The organism is Micrococcus sp. HMSC067E09 (genome assembly GCF_001812555.1).
In the GTDB taxonomy this organism is placed as follows: Bacteria; Actinomycetota; Actinomycetes; order Actinomycetales; family Micrococcaceae; genus Micrococcus; species Micrococcus lylae.
Genome location: NZ_KV809424.1, coordinates 1 through 16,996, shown reverse-complemented (window position 1 = coordinate 16,996; position 16,996 = coordinate 1). Strand labels below are relative to the sequence as shown.

Here is a 16,996-nt window from a genome sequence, read left to right as displayed (position 1 = left end):
GGGGCACCTTCCGCACGGAAGGTGCCCCGCCGTCGTCGTGCGTGGAGAAGAAGGATTCAGGCGCCGACATCCACACCGAGCGCCCGGCGCATCGGCTGGAACTTCACGCCGATCTCCGTGACCTCCTCGGCCGGGTCCGCGCCCGGCACGATGCCGCCGCCTGCGTGCAGGCGTACGGCCACGGCCACGTCGGGACTGGGCTCACCCTCGGCGTTCGCCACGCCGTCGCCTGCGCCCCTGTCCGGCCCCTCCGCCGCCCGCACGGCCTGCCCGCAGCGCAGGGCCAGGGCGATTTCGCCGTCGCCGGAGCCGTCCACCCAGCCCACAGGAGCGCCGTAGCGGCCGCGGTCCACCGGCTCGACCTCGGCGATCACGCGCACGGCGTCGGACGTCGGGGTGCCGCCCACGGCAGCGGTCGGGTGCATGCGGGTGACCACGTCCAGCACGGTGCCGGCGGCGGCCTTGAGCCGCCCGGAGATGCGGGTGGCCAGATGGTGCACGTTCGGCAGGGTCAGCACGTGCGGCATGAACGTCGAGTCGTCCATCTGAAGCACCGGGGTCAGCGCCTCCCACACCGAGCGGGCGGCCCAGTGATGCTCGTCCGCCAGGCGATGGTCCGCGGCGATGTACGCCTTGGCCGCCTCGTCAGCCTGCACGGTGGACCCGCGTGGCACGGAGCCGGCGAGCACGAGGGACTCCACCGCGCCGTCGTGCTGGGTGGCGAGCATCTCCGGGGTGGCACCCAGCAGACCGCCGACGGCGAACACCCAGGTCTGCGGGTAGGCCTCGCGCAGCCGGTCCAACGCGCACCAGAGCGCACCGTCATCCGCCGGCACGGTCTCGGTGCGGCTGATGACCACCTTGCGCAGGATCTCGCCGGTGGCCTCCGGGCCCTCAGACGGCCGGCCCAGGCGCTCGAGCACCGCACGGACGCCGTCGGCGTAGCCGGAGTCGTCCCAGGCGCGCTGCGGGTCCGCGGCCGGCAGCGGCATGTGCCCGTGCGGGGCGAGCTCAGCGGCCTCGTCCACGGCCACAGCCGCGCGCAGGGCGGTGGCGGAGACGTCCTGCACGAACAGCTTCACGCCCTGCGGACTCTGCTCGGTCCAGTGCGTGGGGATGCGCAGCACGGCCGGCTCGTCCGAGGCGTCGGTGAAGGTTCCGGCCACCCAGGCCCGCTGGGCCGGCTGCGGCCGCGGCTCGTCCGCCTCCGCCGTCGGCACAGGGAGCATCGCCAGGGTGCCGGTCTGCGGGGTGGCCTTCACACTGCGGGACCACAGCTCGGAGATGCGGCGCAGCCGGTCCTTGCCCCGCAGCAGCACGGTCCACCCTCCGGCTCCGACCAGAGCCTTCTCACCCTGGACCCACACCACGGCATCCGCGAAGGCGGCGTCGGCATGGACGGAGGGCAGGAGGGAGCGCAGATTCTCGTGCGGGGCGGACATGCCACCCATTGTTCCGCACCCGGGGTGTGGGGCGTCCCGCAGCGGTCCGGCTGAGAGGCCGACCACGTTGCACGCATACCCCTAGGGGGTATAGAATGGAGGGTATGGAGAGCACCGTAACCAGCTGTTGCGACGACGCTGAGGACCATGCCGACGCCGGCCACACCCATGGCTACGGCGAGCAGAAGCAGGCGTACCTCAAGCGCCTGCGCCGCATCGAAGGTCAGATCCGCGGGCTGCAGCGCATGGTGGACGAGGACGTCTACTGCATCGACATCCTCACGCAGGTCTCGGCCGCCACGAAGTCCCTGCGGTCCGTGAGCCTCGCCCTTGTGCAGGACCACCTGCGGCACTGCGTGGCCGAGGCCGCCGTGCAGGCCGACCACACCGGCCGCGCCGACATCGTAGACGCGAAGGTCGCCGAGGCCACCGCCGCGATCGGCCGCCTCCTGCGCTGAACCGCCTTGAGCACGCTGTCAAGGACCCGAGCACGCTGACCAGGCCCCGCCCCGTCCCCGAGTCGCACCTCTCCCCATCCGTCCCCCACACACAGAAGGAGCCCCACATGGCCACCACCGCACTGACGATGACCGGACTGACCTGCGACCACTGCGTCGCCTCCGTCACCGAGGAGATCTCCGAGCTGCCGACGGTCACCGCCGTGGACGTCGACCTCGTCTCCGGCGGCGTCTCCACCGCCACCGTCACCTCCGACCAGCCCCTGGACCCCGCCGACCTGCGCGCCGCGGTCGAGGAGGCCGGCTACGAGGTCGTGTCCGCCTGATGCCCACCGGCCCCTCACCCCTTGCCGACGACGGCCGCCCCACCTCGGCGGGGACCTCGGCTACGGCCTCGCCTCAGGCGTCACACGGCACCGCCCCGGCGCCGCGCGACCCGGCGGACGCGCACGCACAGGAGACGCCGGCGCCCACCCGCACCGTGACCCTCGACGTCACGGGCATGACGTGCGCGTCCTGCGTGCGCCGGGTGGAGCGCAAGCTGGGCAAGGTGGACGGGGTCTCGGCGACGGTGAACCTGCCGCTGGAGCAGGCCGCCGTCACCGCACCCGAGTCCGTCTCGGACGCGGAGCTGATCGCCGCCGTGGAGGCGGCCGGCTACGGGGCGAGCGTGCAGGAGAAGGCCCCGGCCGTCGTCGGGAAGCACGGCAACCGCCGTCCCGACGACGGGACGGACCCGGCCGCCCCGGACGGCGGCACACCCGCCGGCTCCCCTGCCGACCCCGCTTCCGGCGCCACCGATGCGCACGCCCCGGACACGCTGCTGCGGCGGCTGGTGGTGGCGGCGCTGCTGACCGTGCCGACCGTGGTGGTGTCGATGGTCCCGGCCGCGCAGTTCACGCACTGGGGCTGGGTGGCGCTCGTCCTGTCCGCGCCGGTGGTGTTCTACGCGGCCTGGCCCTTCCACGCGGCCGCCGCGCGCACCGCCCGGCACGGATCGTCCACCATGGACACGCTGGTGTCCGTGGGCGTGCTGGTGTCCTGGGGCTACTCGACGATCGAGCTGCTCCTGCACCCGCAGATGACCGCACACGTCGGCCGCACGATGGCCGAGATGGCGGACCACAGCCTCTACTTCGAGACCGCGGCGGTCATCACCACGTTCCTGCTGCTGGGCCGCTGGCTCGAGGCGCGCGCGAAGCGCCGGGCCGGGCAGGCGCTGCGGACGCTGCTGGACCTCGGCGCCGCGCAGGCGACGCTGTGGGACCCGGCCACGCGGACCGAGCAGGTGGTGCCGGCGGAGTCCCTGGCCCCGGGCGACACGATGCTGATCCGCCCCGGCGAGAAGGTCCCGACGGACGCCGTGGTGGTCGAGGGGACCTCCGCGGTGGACGCCTCGCTGCTGACGGGCGAGTCCGTGCCAGTGGAGGTCGGGCCCGGCGACGAGCTCACCGGCGCCACCGTGAACGTCACCGGGCGGCTGGTGGCGCGGGCCGTGCGCACCGGCGCGGACACCACGCTCGCCCAGATGGGCCGCCTGGTGGCCGAGGCACAGACCGGCAAGGCGAAGGTCGCCCGGCTGGCGGACCGCATCTCCGCGGTGTTCGTGCCGATCGTCATGGCGATCGCCGCGGTCACCCTGGTGGTGTGGCTGCTGGTCACCGGTGGGGACGTGGCCTCGGCGCTGCGGGCGTCTGTGGCCGTGCTGGTGATCGCGTGCCCGTGCGCGCTGGGCCTGGCGACGCCCGTGGGGCTGCTGGCCGGGACGGGAAGGGCCTCGCAGCTGGGCATCCTCATCCGCGGCCCCGAGGTCCTCGAGGACTCCCGCACCGTGGACACGATCGTCCTGGACAAGACCGGCACCGTCACCGAGGGCCGCATGCGGCTGACGCAGGTCGTGCCCCTGCCCGACGGCAGGGACGACGGCGACGCCCATGGCGCTTTCGTTCGGGAAAACGTCGGGTCCCCGGGCGCTTTCGTTCGGGACAACGTCGGGTCTGTTCCGGCGGCCCCCCTTCCCGACGACGGCACCCGCCCCCGCCACGACGCCCACCGGGCGCTGACCCCGGCCCAGGCGGCCCTGCTCGCCCTCGCCGCAGCGGTGGAGCACGGTTCGGAGCATCCGATCGCCAAGGCGATCGTGGAGGGCGCCGCGGAGCACGGACTGCAGCTGCCCGCCGTGGAGGACTTCGCGTCCTCGGCCGGCGGCGGCGTGAGCGGTCGCGTGGTGTTCGACGGCCAGGCCCAGGCGGAGTCCGCGCCCGACGTCGCAGGGCAGCAGACTGCCGGGCAGGGCACTGCCGCCCCCGCGTCCCAGCAGGTGGCGGTCGGCCGCGGCGACCTCATCCTCCAGCACGTCACCCGCCCGTTCTCCCCCGAGGCCGAAGCCCGGTTCTCAGCGGCCGAAGAGTCCGGGTCGACGGCCGTCTGGGTGGCCGTGGACGGCGAGCTCGCCGGCTTCGTGGCCGTGCAGGACACCGTGAAGGAGTCCTCCGCCGCAGCCATCGCGGACCTCAAGGCCATGGGCCTGCGCCCGATGCTCGTCACCGGGGACAACGCCGCCGTCGCGCAGGCCGTCGCCGCCGAGGTCGGGATCGACCCGGAGGACGTGGTGGCCGGTGTCCGGCCGGAGGCCAAGGTCGAGGTGGTCCGGTCTCTGCAGGGCGAGGGAGCCGTCGTCGGGATGGTGGGCGACGGCGTCAACGACGCCCCGGCGCTGGCCCTGGCGGACGTGGGCATCGCGATGGGCTCGGGCACCGATGTGGCGCGCGAGGCCGCGGCGATCACCGTGATGGGGTCGGACCTGCGGCAGGTGGTGCAGTCACTGGAGCTGTCCCGGAAGACGCTCGGCGTGATCCGCATGAACCTGTTCTGGGCGTTCGCCTACAACACGCTCGGCATCCCGGTGGCGGCACTGGGCCTGCTCAACCCGATGATCGCCGGCGGGGCGATGGCCGCCTCCTCCGTGCTGGTGGTGCTGAACTCGCTGCGGCTCACGCGCTACGCGCGCTGACGCCGAGGCACGACGACGCCCCGGCGACCTGGCAGGTCCAGGGCGTCGGGGCGTCGGGGCGTCAGGGCGGGGAGCCCGGCGGGCCGCCGGGCCTTCGTTCCGATCGAGAGCCACTCTGGCGCACTCCGAATCGGATCGAGCGCTCAGGACCGAGCCCCCAGAGTCGAGCGCTCAGGACCGAGCGTTCACCAGCTCACGGCACGACGGCGCGGGAGCGCTCCAGCCAGCGCTCGAGCTCGCCGGACTCCTCCCACCGCTCGAACAGCTCGGAGACGGCCGGCTCGCGCAGGGTCATGCCGATGTGCTCGCGCAGCCGGTCGATGTCCTCTTCGGAGAACTGCTCCAGGAAGGGGGCCAGGTCCAGCTCCGCGCCCTCCCCCAACTGGGCGTGCTCCACGATCTGGTCGAGCGCGTCGATCTCGTCCCCGCGCGCCACCCGCACCAGCGCACCCATGGCGAGGAGTTGCTCGCCCGTGCGCATGGAGATGTAGCCGTCGGAGGACTCGGCGCGGATGGTGCGCCGGTAGTCGTCCAGGCGGAAGGTGCCGTCCAGGACCTCGTCGAGGAGGTCGGTGGCGGTGTCGTTCTCGAAGACCTTCGTTCCCCAGCTGGACATGTCGCCAGACTAGGACTCACCCGCCGCCCGCGGCCAGATTTCCCGCCCGCTGCGCGATGAGTGACAGTTCCCGCTCCATCTGCTTCCGCGTGACTCTCATGGCCAGCGGGCCCATGACCGTCATGCCGACCCGCTCGGCCAGGCCCTTCACCCCCGTCGCAGGCTCCCCGACCTGCGTGGCGTCGAACCGGAACACCAGGTCGGTGCCGCCCGGCTCGGCGCCGTTGCCGGCCGGAGTGAGGTCGAAGCCGGTGTCGTACCGGACACCGCCATGCTCGGCCACGATGTCCGTCCGCCGCTCCGGGTCCACTGCCGTGACCTCCATGGTCTCGGTGGCCTCCCGGCCGAACATGCGGCGCGTCTCGCGCCACCGGGTGCCGCGCCGGTAGGCGCCGGGGCCGTCGTCGGAAAGCCGTTCCAGCCGAACGATGTCCGGCAGCAGCCCGGCCATCCCCTCCAGGTCCGTGACCACCTGCCACACGACGGCGGCCGGCGCCTCGACGTGCCGGCTCACCCTGATGCTCCACATCGGTTCGACGGCGGTCATGGGGTCTCCTTCCGGAGGGTGTGTTCCGTCGTCAGCGTAGACCCGCGACGGGCCCGTGCGTCAGTCCCTAGACTCGACCCCATGAGCGAGCACATCCGTTCCGAGACCGGCGAGAACACCACCGCACCGCCCCAGGCCGCGAAGCAGGCCGCGTGGCCCGAGCGGGTGGAGGTCGGCGAGCGCCAGGTGGCCTACCGGCTGACGGTGAGGGCCGGCGCGGACGAGCTGTGGGCGTTGCTCGCGGACCCGCACCGCCACCACGAGGTGGACGGCTCCGGCACCGTGAAGCCGCGGGTGGAGGGCCCTCACCGGCTTGCTGTGGGCGACCGGTTCAGGGTCCACATGAAGAAGTACCGGGTGCCCTACGTGATGCCCCTGACCGTCACCGGCTCCGAGCCGGGCCGCCTCATCGAGTGGGCACACCCGGGCGGACACCGCTGGCGCTGGGAGTTCCGGGACAACGGGGACGGCACCACGGACGTCACCGAGACCTTCGACTACTCGTGGGTCGGCCAGCGGCAGGCCAAGGCCTACGAGCTGCTGCGGCTGCAGAAGGAGAACGCCCGCGGCATCTCCTCCTCGCTCACGCGCCTGGCCGCGCGCCACGCCTGAACCGGCGCCGCGTACGCGCCGCAGCACCGGCCACGACGCACCGGACCGGTCGCACCGCTCAGGCGCGGCCGCCAGCTCACGCGCAGCCGCACCGCTCAGGCGCGCGGACGCGGGCTGGTGGAGTGTCCGGTGAAGTAGGCGACGAGCTCGCCGTCGGCCTCGATGCGGACCTCGATCATGCGGTCGCGGCCGAACTCGATCTGCTGACGGGCGATCGCCGTCAGGCGGGTGCCGAGCTTCGCCGGGGCCACGTAGGTGATCTCCGCACGGCGGGTCACCGGGGCCGCGCCGAAGGTGGCCACGCAGTAGGCCAGGGCGGTGTCTGCGAGGTGGAAGAGGAAGCCGCCGTGGCAGATCTTGTGGGAGTTCACCATGTCCTCGGTGACGTCACGGTGCATCTCCACGTGGCCGACCGCCACCTCGCCGAGGCTCACGCCGTGGTCCTTCACGGCCGGGTCGTTGACGTAGATCTCCTCCAGGCGGGCGCGGACGGGCTCCAGGGACTCGGTCTCGCCGCCGGCCTCGGCGGGGGTGGTCGGGGCGACGTTCTCGGTCATGCTGCTCCTTCGAAGCGGTGGGCCTGCAGGGCGCAGGGCGGGTTGCGGTGCGCAGGGTGCACCGGCGCCCTGGCGGACGGCGGGCACCGATCCCGACCAGTATGCCGGTGAGCGCGCCCACTCAAGGAGGCGAGGAGACGGGCCGAGGTGCGGGGCCGACGTCGGGAAGCCGTCCCTGTCTGGTCTCGCCGGCGGAACGACAAACCCCGCCTCCCTTTTCGCGAGCGAAAGCGCCTCCCCTTTCGCGAGCGAAAGCGCCCCCTGCCACCTGTCCGCACACGGCCGCGGGCCCGGCGCCGATGAGTCGGCACCGGGCCCGGGCGCACCCGGACCGGGGCGCCGGGTCGTCGGAAGCCTCAGTCCTCCATCGCGTAGTCGATCACCACGCGGCCGTCGATCTTGCCGTGCCGCATCTCATCGAACACCGCGTTGATGTCGCCGAGCGGGCGGGTGTGGAAGGTCGGCTTGATCTTTCCGGCCGCGTAGAACTCGAGCGCCTCGACCATGTCCTGACGGGTGCCCACGATCGAGCCGCGGATGGTCAGGCCCTTGAGGACGATGTCGAAGATCGGGGCCGGGAAGTCTCCCGGAGGCAGGCCGTTGAAGACGATGGTGCCGCCGCGGCGGGTCATGGCGATCGCCTGGCCGAACGCCTGCGGGTGCACCGCGGTGACGAGCACGCCGTGGGCGCCGCCGATCTTCTCCTGGATCTCCACGGACGGGTCGGCCACGTTCGCGTTGACCGTGATCTCGGCGCCGTGGCGCTCGGCGAGCTTGAGCTTGTCGTCGGCGACGTCCACCGCCACCACGCGCATACCCATGGCCACCGCATACTGCACGGCGATGTGCCCCAGGCCGCCGATGCCGGAGATGACGACCCACTGGCCGGGCCGCACCTCGGTCTGCTTCAGCCCCTTGTACACGGTGACGCCGGCGCAGAGGATCGGGCCGACCTCCAACGGGTCCGAACCCTCCGGGATGACGGGCGCGTAGCGGGTGTCCACGAGCATGTACTCGCCGAACGAGCCGTCCGTGGAGTAGCCGCCGTTGAGCTGCTCCTCACAGAGCGTCTCCCAGCCGGTGCGGCAGTACTGGCAGTGGCCGCAGGCGGTCCAGAGCCAGGCGTTGCCGACCATGTCTCCGACCTTGACGTTGTCCACGTCCGGGCCGACCTCCTCGACGATGCCGACGCCCTCGTGGCCGGGGATGAACGGCGGGGTCGGCTTCACCGGCCAGTCGCCCTCCATCGCGTGCAGGTCCGTGTGGCAGACGCCGGAGGCGATGAGCTTCACGAGTGCCTGATGCTGGCCGGGTGTCGGGCGCTCGACCTCCTTGACCTCGGTCTCGTTGCCGAACCGGGTGACGACTGCTGCCTTCATGGCGGTCATGGGGAATCACCTTTCCTGTGGAGTGTGGTCCTTCTGGGATTGAACGGGGGGTGGGGATGGTCTGCAGGTGCCGGGCGCCTGCCGTCGCGCCGGGGACAACGCTCGGGGCTGCCCGGCGGCCCGGGCACGACGACGGCCGTGCACCGTCGGCCGTCGCCGCTCCTGTCCGTGGGGTCGGCTCAGAAGAAGCCGAGCCTGTCCTCGGAGTAGGAGACGAGCAGGTTCTTGGTCTGCTGGTAGTGCTCGAGCATCATCTTGTGGTTCTCACGGCCGATGCCCGAGGCCTTGTATCCGCCGAACGCCGCGTGCGCCGGGTAGTTGTGGTAGTTGTTCACCCACACGCGGCCGGCCTGGATGGCGCGACCGGCCCGGTAGGCGGTGTTGCCGTTGCGGGACCAGACGCCGGCGCCGAGGCCGTAGAGGGTGTCGTTGGCGATCGTCATGGCGTCGTCGAAGTCCGTGAAGGTGGTCATGGAGACGACCGGCCCGAAGATCTCCTCCTGGAAGATCCGCATGGAGTTGTCACCGCGGAAGATGGTCGGCTGCACGTAGTAGCCGCCGGCGAGCTCGCCCTCCATCTCGGCCTGGGCACCGCCGGTGAGCACCTCGGCGCCCTCCTGCCTGCCGATGTCCAGGTAGGAGAGGATCTTCTCCAGCTGGTCGTTGGAGGCCTGAGCACCCATCATGACCTCGGTGTCCAGCGGGTTGCCGGTCTTGATCCGCTCGGTGCGGGCCACCACGGTCTCGAGGAACTTGTCCGCGATGGACTCCTGGACCAGCGCGCGGGACGGGCAGGTGCAGACCTCGCCCTGGTTGAGCGCGAAGAGGGTGAAGCCCTCCTGCACCTTGTCCCAGAAGGCGTCGTCGGAGTCCATGACGTCCTCGAAGAAGATGTTCGGGGACTTGCCGCCGAGCTCGAGGGTCACCGGGATGATGTTCTCGGAGGCGTACTGCATGATCAGGCGGCCGGTGGTGGTCTCGCCGGTGAAGGCGACCTTGCGGATCCGCGGGTTCTGGGCGAGCGGCTTGCCGGCCTCGAGGCCGAAGCCGTTGACCACGTTCACCACGCCGGCAGGGAGCAGGTCCCCGATCAGCTCCATGAGCACCATGATCGAGGCCGGGGTCTGCTCGGCGGGCTTGAGGACCACGCAGTTGCCGGCGGCCAGGGCCGGGGCGAGCTTCCAGACGCCCATCAGCAGCGGGAAGTTCCAGGGGATGATCTGGCCGACCACGCCGAGCGGCTCGTGGAAGTGGTAGGCGGTGGTGTCGTCGTCGAGCTGGGACAGGCCGCCCTCCTGGGCGCGGATGGCGCCGGCGAAGTAGCGGAAGTGGTCGATCGCCAGCGGCAGGTCCGCGTTGAGGGTCTCGCGGATGGCCTTGCCGTTGTCCCACGTCTCGGCGACCGCGAGCATCTCGAGGTTCTCCTCCATCCGGTCCGCGATCTTCAGCAGGATGGTGGAGCGCTCGGTGGCGGAGGTCTTGCCCCAGGTCTCGAAGGCGGCCCAGCCGGCGTCGATCGCCGCGTCGATGTCCTCGGCGGTGCCGCGGGCGACCTCGGTGAACACCTTGCCGGTGACGGGGGTGATGTTCTCGAAGTACTGGCCCTTCTTCGGGGCGACCCACTCGCCGCCGATGTAGTGCTCATAGCGGGGCTTGAACTCGACCTTGGCTCCGTCGGTTCCGGGGAACGCGTAGACGGTCATGGTGCTGACTCCTTCGTCTGAGGTGGTGACGCCGGACGGCGCCGTCGTCCATGACTGTGACGCTAGTCACTCAGACGTTGCACGAAGGTTGCAACGGGCTCGGGCCCACCGGAGGCAGGCCGGCAGGCGGGGACACGCGCAGGTCCGCCGGACGCAGGCCGCTCAGCCGATCTCGCGCTCGAGCCTCTCCAGTGTGGACACGGCCAGCGCACGCCGGGGCGAGTCGGCCGGCAGCAGCTTCAGCGCCGCACCCCAGAGCCCGACGTCGTCGCGGGCCTCGGGCCGGGCCAGGTAGGCCCAGAGCTGCTCGGCGTCCGCGTCCTGGGCGACGGCCTCCCGCAGCCCCTCCCCCAGCTCGGCACGGATCGCCTCGATGCCCGGCGACTCCGACCGCGGCAGCACCGGCCCCGCGGCGGCATGCAGGGCGCGGTCCAGGTCCCCGTCGCGCAGGGCGTCGCGGGCGCACAGCGCGTCCACATGCACGTGGCCGGCGAGCCGATAGGGGCGGGACAGCAGCTCCACCGGGGCATCGGCGTTCTGCAGGGCCCGGCGTAGCCGGTGCACCTCGGCGCGCAGGGAGATCGCCCGGGCGGCGCCGTCGGTCGTCGTGGGGCGGCTGCCCTCCGCCACGGCCCGCCGCTTCCCGACGACGGCCCCCTCCTCCGGATACAGCTCCGCCTCGAGCTCGGCGCCGGTCAGGCCCGTGCCGTGCCAGGCCAGCAGCGTGAGGATCTCGGCGTGGCGCCCGGTCAGCTCGACGCCGTCGAGCATCGGCGGCAGGTGGCCGGTGACGCGCAGCAGGCCGGCGGCGGCGTGGCGGTGGGGCGCGGTCGCCGCAGGCGCCGCCGGGCCGTCGGGTGCCGGCGAGGCGGCAGGCGGAGGTGAGGGGGCCGTCGTCGGGAAGGAGGGGCCGCTGGTGGCGTGCGCGGGGGCGGGCAGGTCACGCCAGGCGACGTGCACGGCGTCCGCGGTGGACTGGAGCAGGGGCAGGGCGAGCGGGCTGACGGCGTCGTCGCCGCCGGTGAGGTCGATGACGCCCACGAGCCGGCCGGTGACCGGGTCCGTCAGCGGGACCGCCGAGCAGTTCCACGGGTGGACGCGGTGGCTGAGGTGCTCGGCGCCGCTGACCTGCATGGCGGAGCCGGTGGCGAGGACGACGCCCGGGGCGGAGGTGCCCATGGACGACTCGGACCAGTCGGCGCCGGGGACGAAGCCCATGGCCTCGGCGCGGTTCAGTGCGGTGCGGTCCCCTTCGACCCAGAGGAGGTGGCCGTGCTCGTTGCCGATCGCGACGACCAGACCGGCCTCCGCAGCGGGCTCCACAAGCATGCGGCGGACGATCGGCAGGGCCGCGGCGATGCGCTGCTCGCGGCGGGCCTGGGTGAGGTCGGCGTCGCTGAGGGTGGCGGGGTCGGACTCGCCGAGCAGGCGCGGGGCCGTGAAGCCGCTGAGCGAGCGGAGCCAGGACTCGCGGACCTCGCGGCGCAGGCCCTGCAGGGCGGCGCGCAGGCCCTCGTTGTCAGCGGTGCCGGCGGACGTGGTGAGGGGGCTGCGGGGGCGGGTCCTCGAGCCGGTGGCCGGGGAGCCGCCCGCGGGCGGGAGCAGCGGCAGCGCAGCGGTGGAGAGCGACTCGTGGGCCCTCTGCACGACGCGCCGGTAGGCGCCCACAGCGAGGGTCGGCGCCATCAGGCCGCGTCCTGTGCGAGCAGGCGGGAGCGGATGAGGAACCGCTTGCCCTCCGGGGCCTCGACCGAGAAGCCGGAGCCGCGGCCGGCCACGGCGTCCAGGGTGAGGTGGGTGTGCTTCCAGTACTCGAACTGGGCGGCGGACATCCAGAACGCGATCTCGGCGGCGTCGGCGGGGACGGGGTCGGTGCCGTCGGCCGGGGCGTCGGCGTCCGCGGCGGCGGAGAGGTCGAAGGTGCCCAGCAGGACGTCCGAGCCGCCGGTCTTGAAGTCCCCGGCGGGGTAGCACATGGGCGAGGAGCCGTCGCAGCAGCCGCCGGACTGGTGGAACATCAGCGGGCCGTGGATCGGGATGAGGCGGCGCAGCAGGGTGAGCGCGGCCAGCGTCATGGCGACGCGGGAGTCGGTCTCGCCGGAGATCTCGGGGCGGGCGTCGAGCGCGGCGGCGACGGCCGCCCCGGCCACGTCGGCCGCCGCGTCACTCCCCCCTGCGCTTTCGTTCAGGAAACCGTCGTGTTCCCGGCTGCTTTCGTTCGGGAAACCGTCGCGTTCCCGGCTGCTTTCGTTCGGGAAGCCGTCGTGTTCTGCGACGTTCTCGTGCGTGAGACGGTCGTGTCCCATCGGGCACCTCCTGACCGGACAGTCGTCTGCGGCCGCGCGTGCCGACGCGCGGCGGACTGGCCACCCAGCCTAGTGACACCTGTGACCCGTGTCACGGGGGGATGTCTTGGGAGTCCCGTGCATCGCCGGCCCTTGTCACCGGCGGGACGGGATCCCGACGCAGGAAGAGGAGACGGGCTGGTTCCCGGAGCTGTCCCGCCCGTCTCGTTGCCGTCAGGGCCGACCCACGCCTCCGACTCCGTCAGCGAGGCACGAAGGAGGGGCCGGGGCTGGAACACGACGTTCTCCCGAACGAAAGCGGCCCGGAACGCGACGGTTTCCCGAACGAAAGCGGCCAGGAACCCGACGGTTTCCCGAACGAAAACGCCTGGGCCGCCTGGGCCGTCCCGACAGGCACTGCCAGGCACCGTCAGGCGCCGCCGGTCACCGCCCGCGGTCAGCCGGTGGCGGGTCAGTACGCCTTGACCCGCTGCTCCACGATCAGGTGGATCAGCGCGAACTGCCCGCCCTGCACGGCCTGCAGCGCCGCGTCCACCGCCGCCGGCACGTCCGCGTCCTGCTCCACACGTACACCCACGCCACCGAACGCCTCGGCCATCGTCGCGAAGTCCGGGTTCTTCAGCTGCGTGCCGGAGATGCGCTCCGGGTACTGGCGCTCCTGGTGGGTGCGGATGGTGCCGTACTCCTGGTTGTCCATGACCACCACGAGAGGCGTGGCACCGTACTGTGCCGCGGTCGCCAGCTCCTGGCCGTTCATGAGGAACTCGCCGTCGCCGGCGATGGTCACCACCACGCGGTCCGGGAAGTTCAGGGAGGCGGCCACGGCACCGGGCACGGAGTAGCCCATGGAGCCGTTGCGGGCGGAGATCATGGCCCGGTATCCCTCGGTGGGGAAGTAGCGGTGCGCCCAGTTGGTGTGCTCACCGGCGCCGAGGGAGATCATCGAATCCTTCGGCAGCTTCGGCATGAGGTTCGCCATCAGGGTCGCCATCCTCGCCTGACCGTCGCACGGCTCGGCGGCCGGCAGCGCCGCGAACTCCTCCTGCTCGCCTCGCATGCGCCGGGTCCACGCACGCCACTCGTCCTTCACGGCGAGGTCCATGCGCACCAGGTCCCGGACGAACACGTCCGGCTTGGCCACGATCTGGTGGGACACCGGGCCGGAGCGGCCGCGCAGGGACGGGTCGATGGTGACCAGGAAGTTCTTCTTGTCCCAGTTCTGGCGGATGGTGAAGCCGTCGGTCACCACGTCGCCGGGGACGGTGCCGACGAACACGATCAGGTCGGTCTCCTCCAGCAGCTTCTGCGTCCAGTCCGGGCGGCCGTAGCCGATGGGCCCGATGTAGGACGGCGAGGAGAACGGCACGGTGCCCTCGGTGCGCCACTCGGCGGCGGCCGGGATCTCATGGGCCTCGAGCCACTCGGTGAGCATGGCAGCGCCCTCGTCGGTCCAGTCGTTGCCGCCGGTGATGAACAGGGGCTTCTCGCAGCCCTTCAGAGCGGAGTGCAGCGCCTTCCAGTCCTCCACGGTCATGCCGCCCTGGGCCACGGGGATCTGCGGGTGCAGCGCCGCGGAGATCTCCTCCTGGATGACGTCCTCCGGCAGGCCGACCACCACGGGGCCGGGCCGGCCGGAACTGGCGGCGAACATCGCCTCGGCCACGATCTCGGACGCGCGCTCCGCATGGTCCAGGACCATGACGCGCTTGGCGCCGGTGTTGAACCAGGCGTGCGGGTCGAACTCCTGGAAGGCCTCGCGGTCGCGGTGCTCGAACGGGATCAGGCCCACGAACAGCACCATGGCGGTGGAGTCCTGCCAGGCGGTGTGCAGGCCGACGTGCGCGTTGGCCGCGCCGGGGCCGCGGGTCACCATGGCCACGCCGGGGACCTCGTTCATCTTGCCGTCGGCCTCGGCCATGTAGGTGGCGCCGCCCTCGTGGCGGCAGACGACGTTCTCGATCGACGAGTCGTGCAGGCCGTCCAGCACATCCAGGTAGGACTCGCCGGGCACGGTGTAGATCCGCTCCACTCCGTGCGACTCGAGGGTCTTCACGATCACATGGCCGGCGGACATCCGGCCGGCGTTCTCCGTCTGCGACATCGGTCGTCTCCTGACTTCGTGGGGCGCCGCCTCGTCGCGGGCCCATGCCTCGGTGCCACCGCCTCCCGTGACGACGGTGCGCTGATCACGCTAGCCGAGCCTCCCCCGCCTTTCGAGGATTGAGAAGTCGGCATCCACATCATGGGCATGTGGTCGGAGTGTGACAGCGTGCCCGTTCCGGCCACCGGCACACGGGCCGCCGGCGGCGGCCACCTCCCCTTCCCGACGACGGCACTGCCCTCCGCCTGTCCCCTCACCCGTCCTCGAGCAGGGAGGCGACGTGCCCTGCCGAGGCCCGGGGCCGTCGTCGTACAGTGCAGACATGCTCTCCCCACGCACGCTGGACCGCCTCCACCTGCTCGCCACGTTCCTCAACACGGCGCCTGGCCCGCACGGCGGGCAGGTGCTGGAGGAGCGGCTGATCTACGGCACGCAGATCCCGGACGTGGTGCCGGCGGTGCACGAGGGGAAGTCCCGGGTGCGTGTGGCCAACGCAGCGCTGCAGCGGGCGCATGCGCTGCGCGGCCGCGTCGCGGCGCTGTGGACCGCCGCCGACGCCGGCGAGGACGTCACGGAACCGGTCAACGAGCTGCTGGCGGAGGTCGGGGCGCTGGCGCTGGTGGAGACGGAGGAGGGCCTGGTCTACGGCCCGGCCTCGCAGACCTCGGACGCCGTCGAACGACTGACCGCGCTGGCCGCGCTGACCCTGGCGGACGTGGTGGCCGAGGGCGAGGCCGCCCGGCTGCGCGTGTGCGCCGGCGAGGACTGCGGCAACGTCCTGGTGGACGCCAGCCGCAACCGCTCCAAGCGCTTCTGCGACGAGGCCAACTGCGGCAACCGCCTGCACGTGCGCAGCTACCGGGCCCGTCAGGCCGAGGCCGCCGAGGCCGCTGAGGACGACGCGCCGGAGACGACCTCCGGGAACTCCGGCGAGCACACCTCCGGGGACAAGGACAAGGCGGCCAAGACGTCCAAGAAGAAAAAGAAGAAGGACAAGGACAAGAAGAAGTCCAAGAAGAAGGGCAAGAAGAAGCCCAAGGACTGATTCCTGCCCGCCATGGCGCCTAGGGTGTGGGGCATGAGCGACCAGCACGACGCCACGCCCACGTCCCTGACCGCAGCCACCGACCCGTCCGTCTCAGCCCCGACCTCCCCGCGCCCGGAGTACCGCAAGGTCGGCGTGATCGGCGCCGGCGCCGTGGGCACCTCGGTCTGTTTCTCTGCCCTGATGAGCGGAGTCGCGGACGAGGTCGCCCTGTACGACATCGACGAGGCCAAGGTCCGTGCCGAGGTCCTGGACCTGGCCCACGGGACCGCATTCACCGCCGCCCACACCATGACCGGAGGCGCCGACCCGGCGGTGTTGTCCGGCTCCTCGGTGGTGGTCATCACTGCCGGGGCGAAGCAGAAGCCGGGGCAGACCCGCCTGGACCTGGCCGAGGCCAACGTGGCCATCCTGCGCTCGCTGGTCCCCACCGTGCAGGAGCACGCACCGGACGCCCTGCTGGTGCTCGTGACCAACCCGGTGGACGTGCTCACCCTGGTGGCCCAGCGGATCTCCGGCCTGCCCGCCGGACGGGTCATCGGCTCCGGCACCCTGCTGGACACCGCCCGACTGCGCTGGCTGCTGGCCTCCCGCGTGGGCGTGCACCCGCGCTCGGTGCATGCCGCGGTGCTCGGCGAACACGGGGACACGGAGTTCCCCGCCTGGTCCACGGCCTCCGTGGGACCGGTTCCCCTGTTGCGCTGGCCCTCGGCGGCGGCCCCGCAGTTCACCCGCCCGGACCTGGACGCGATCGCGGACTCGGTGACCAACGCCGCCTACGAGGTCATCCAGGGCAAGGGCGCCACCAACCATGCGATCGGCGTGGCCACGAACCGCCTGCTGGAGTCCGTGTTCAAGGACGAGCGTGCCGTCCTGCCGGTGTCCACCGTCCTGGACGGCGAGCACGGGCTCACCGACGTCGCCCTGTCCCTGCCCTCCGTCGTGGGACGGGCCGGCGTGCTCCAGGTGTTGGAGACGGACCTGGACGCCGGTGAGGTCCGCCAGCTGCAGGCCTCGGCCCGGGCGCTGCAGGAGGCGGCGGGGTCGCTCGGGTTCTGAGCGCCCCGACGTCTCCCGTCGCCCTTCCCGTGACACCTCCACCGATCGGGACGAGCGGGTGCAGGCCGGCCGGGGTCGTGGCGTGCGCGCTGCGACGGGACCTCTAGGGCGTGTTGCTAAAGTGGCTCTTCACAATCGAGGGTGTAGAC

General features: G+C 72.1%; 15 protein-coding genes. 6 read left to right on the top strand and 9 right to left on the bottom strand.

Annotated elements, in window-relative coordinates:
- Nucleotides 1-56: 56 nt before the first annotated feature.
- Complete coding sequence (locus HMPREF2863_RS03330) at nt 57-1,442, bottom strand: isochorismate synthase (RefSeq protein ID WP_070637902.1); 1,386 nt, start codon at nt 1,440-1,442, stop codon at nt 57-59.
- A 104-nt stretch (nt 1,443-1,546) separates the two neighbouring features.
- Here HMPREF2863_RS03330 and HMPREF2863_RS03325 point away from each other — a divergent pair, with 104 nt between their 5' ends.
- From HMPREF2863_RS03325 to HMPREF2863_RS03315, 3 genes are all read left to right on the top strand, one after another.
- Nucleotides 1,547-1,900: a metal-sensitive transcriptional regulator gene (locus HMPREF2863_RS03325; RefSeq protein ID WP_102214977.1), complete on the top strand. Its 354-nt coding sequence runs from the start codon at nt 1,547-1,549 to the stop codon at nt 1,898-1,900.
- 107 nt (nt 1,901-2,007) lie between these two features.
- A complete protein-coding gene (locus HMPREF2863_RS03320) occupies nt 2,008-2,226 on the top strand; it encodes a heavy-metal-associated domain-containing protein (protein WP_070637896.1) in 219 nt (72 codons plus the stop codon).
- The gene (locus HMPREF2863_RS03315; protein WP_083315194.1) at nt 2,226-4,913 is read left to right on the top strand and encodes a heavy metal translocating P-type ATPase; all 2,688 of its coding nucleotides are present in this window, start codon (nt 2,226-2,228) and stop codon (nt 4,911-4,913) included. The genes HMPREF2863_RS03320 and HMPREF2863_RS03315 overlap by 1 nt, the downstream gene beginning before the upstream one ends.
- 193 nt (nt 4,914-5,106) lie before the next feature.
- On the opposite strand, the gene HMPREF2863_RS03310 is transcribed toward HMPREF2863_RS03315, so the two are convergent.
- On the bottom strand, nt 5,107-5,529 hold the full coding sequence (locus HMPREF2863_RS03310) for a DUF4259 domain-containing protein (RefSeq protein ID WP_070637891.1): 423 nt from the start codon (nt 5,527-5,529) through the stop codon (nt 5,107-5,109).
- A 16-nt stretch (nt 5,530-5,545) separates the two neighbouring features.
- On the bottom strand, nt 5,546-6,076 hold the full coding sequence (locus HMPREF2863_RS03305; protein WP_070637887.1) for an SRPBCC family protein: 531 nt from the start codon (nt 6,074-6,076) through the stop codon (nt 5,546-5,548).
- Between the two features lie 81 nt (nt 6,077-6,157).
- Between HMPREF2863_RS03305 and HMPREF2863_RS03300 the strand changes: the two genes are divergently transcribed.
- A complete protein-coding gene (locus tag HMPREF2863_RS03300; protein ID WP_067192359.1) occupies nt 6,158-6,688 on the top strand; it encodes an SRPBCC family protein in 531 nt (176 codons plus the stop codon).
- A 95-nt stretch (nt 6,689-6,783) separates the two neighbouring features.
- On the opposite strand, the gene HMPREF2863_RS03295 is transcribed toward HMPREF2863_RS03300, so the two are convergent.
- From HMPREF2863_RS03295 to HMPREF2863_RS03270, 6 genes are all read right to left on the bottom strand, one after another.
- Nucleotides 6,784-7,245 (bottom strand): hotdog fold thioesterase, encoded by a 462-nt coding sequence (locus tag HMPREF2863_RS03295; RefSeq protein WP_067192356.1) that lies wholly within the window; start codon nt 7,243-7,245, stop codon nt 6,784-6,786.
- Nucleotides 7,246-7,601: 356 nt separating this feature from the next.
- The gene (gene adhP / locus HMPREF2863_RS03290) at nt 7,602-8,633 is read right to left on the bottom strand and encodes an alcohol dehydrogenase AdhP (protein ID WP_067192353.1); all 1,032 of its coding nucleotides are present in this window, start codon (nt 8,631-8,633) and stop codon (nt 7,602-7,604) included.
- 179 nt (nt 8,634-8,812) lie between these two features.
- Nucleotides 8,813-10,336 carry an acetaldehyde dehydrogenase ExaC gene (locus HMPREF2863_RS03285; protein WP_070637884.1) on the bottom strand — a complete coding sequence of 508 codons (1,524 nt, stop codon included), beginning with the start codon at nt 10,334-10,336 and terminating at the stop codon, nt 8,813-8,815.
- Between the two features lie 162 nt (nt 10,337-10,498).
- Complete coding sequence (locus HMPREF2863_RS03280; protein WP_070637880.1) at nt 10,499-12,022, bottom strand: helix-turn-helix domain-containing protein; 1,524 nt, start codon at nt 12,020-12,022, stop codon at nt 10,499-10,501.
- Entirely contained in the window at nt 12,022-12,411 is a 390-nt protein-coding gene (locus HMPREF2863_RS11760) for a DUF779 domain-containing protein (RefSeq protein ID WP_141756350.1), read from the bottom strand. The genes HMPREF2863_RS03280 and HMPREF2863_RS11760 overlap by 1 nt, the downstream gene beginning before the upstream one ends.
- 682 nt (nt 12,412-13,093) lie before the next feature.
- Complete coding sequence (locus tag HMPREF2863_RS03270; RefSeq protein ID WP_070637878.1) at nt 13,094-14,743, bottom strand: thiamine pyrophosphate-dependent enzyme; 1,650 nt, start codon at nt 14,741-14,743, stop codon at nt 13,094-13,096.
- 322 nt (nt 14,744-15,065) lie between these two features.
- Here HMPREF2863_RS03270 and HMPREF2863_RS03265 point away from each other — a divergent pair, with 322 nt between their 5' ends.
- Together HMPREF2863_RS03265 and HMPREF2863_RS03260 are read left to right on the top strand one after the other, a co-directional pair.
- The gene (locus HMPREF2863_RS03265) at nt 15,066-15,788 is read left to right on the top strand and encodes a CGNR zinc finger domain-containing protein (protein WP_070637875.1); all 723 of its coding nucleotides are present in this window, start codon (nt 15,066-15,068) and stop codon (nt 15,786-15,788) included.
- Nucleotides 15,789-15,821: 33 nt separating this feature from the next.
- On the top strand, nt 15,822-16,847 hold the full coding sequence (locus HMPREF2863_RS03260) for an L-lactate dehydrogenase (RefSeq protein WP_082740141.1): 1,026 nt from the start codon (nt 15,822-15,824) through the stop codon (nt 16,845-16,847).
- The last annotated feature ends 149 nt before the right edge of the window (nt 16,848-16,996 follow it).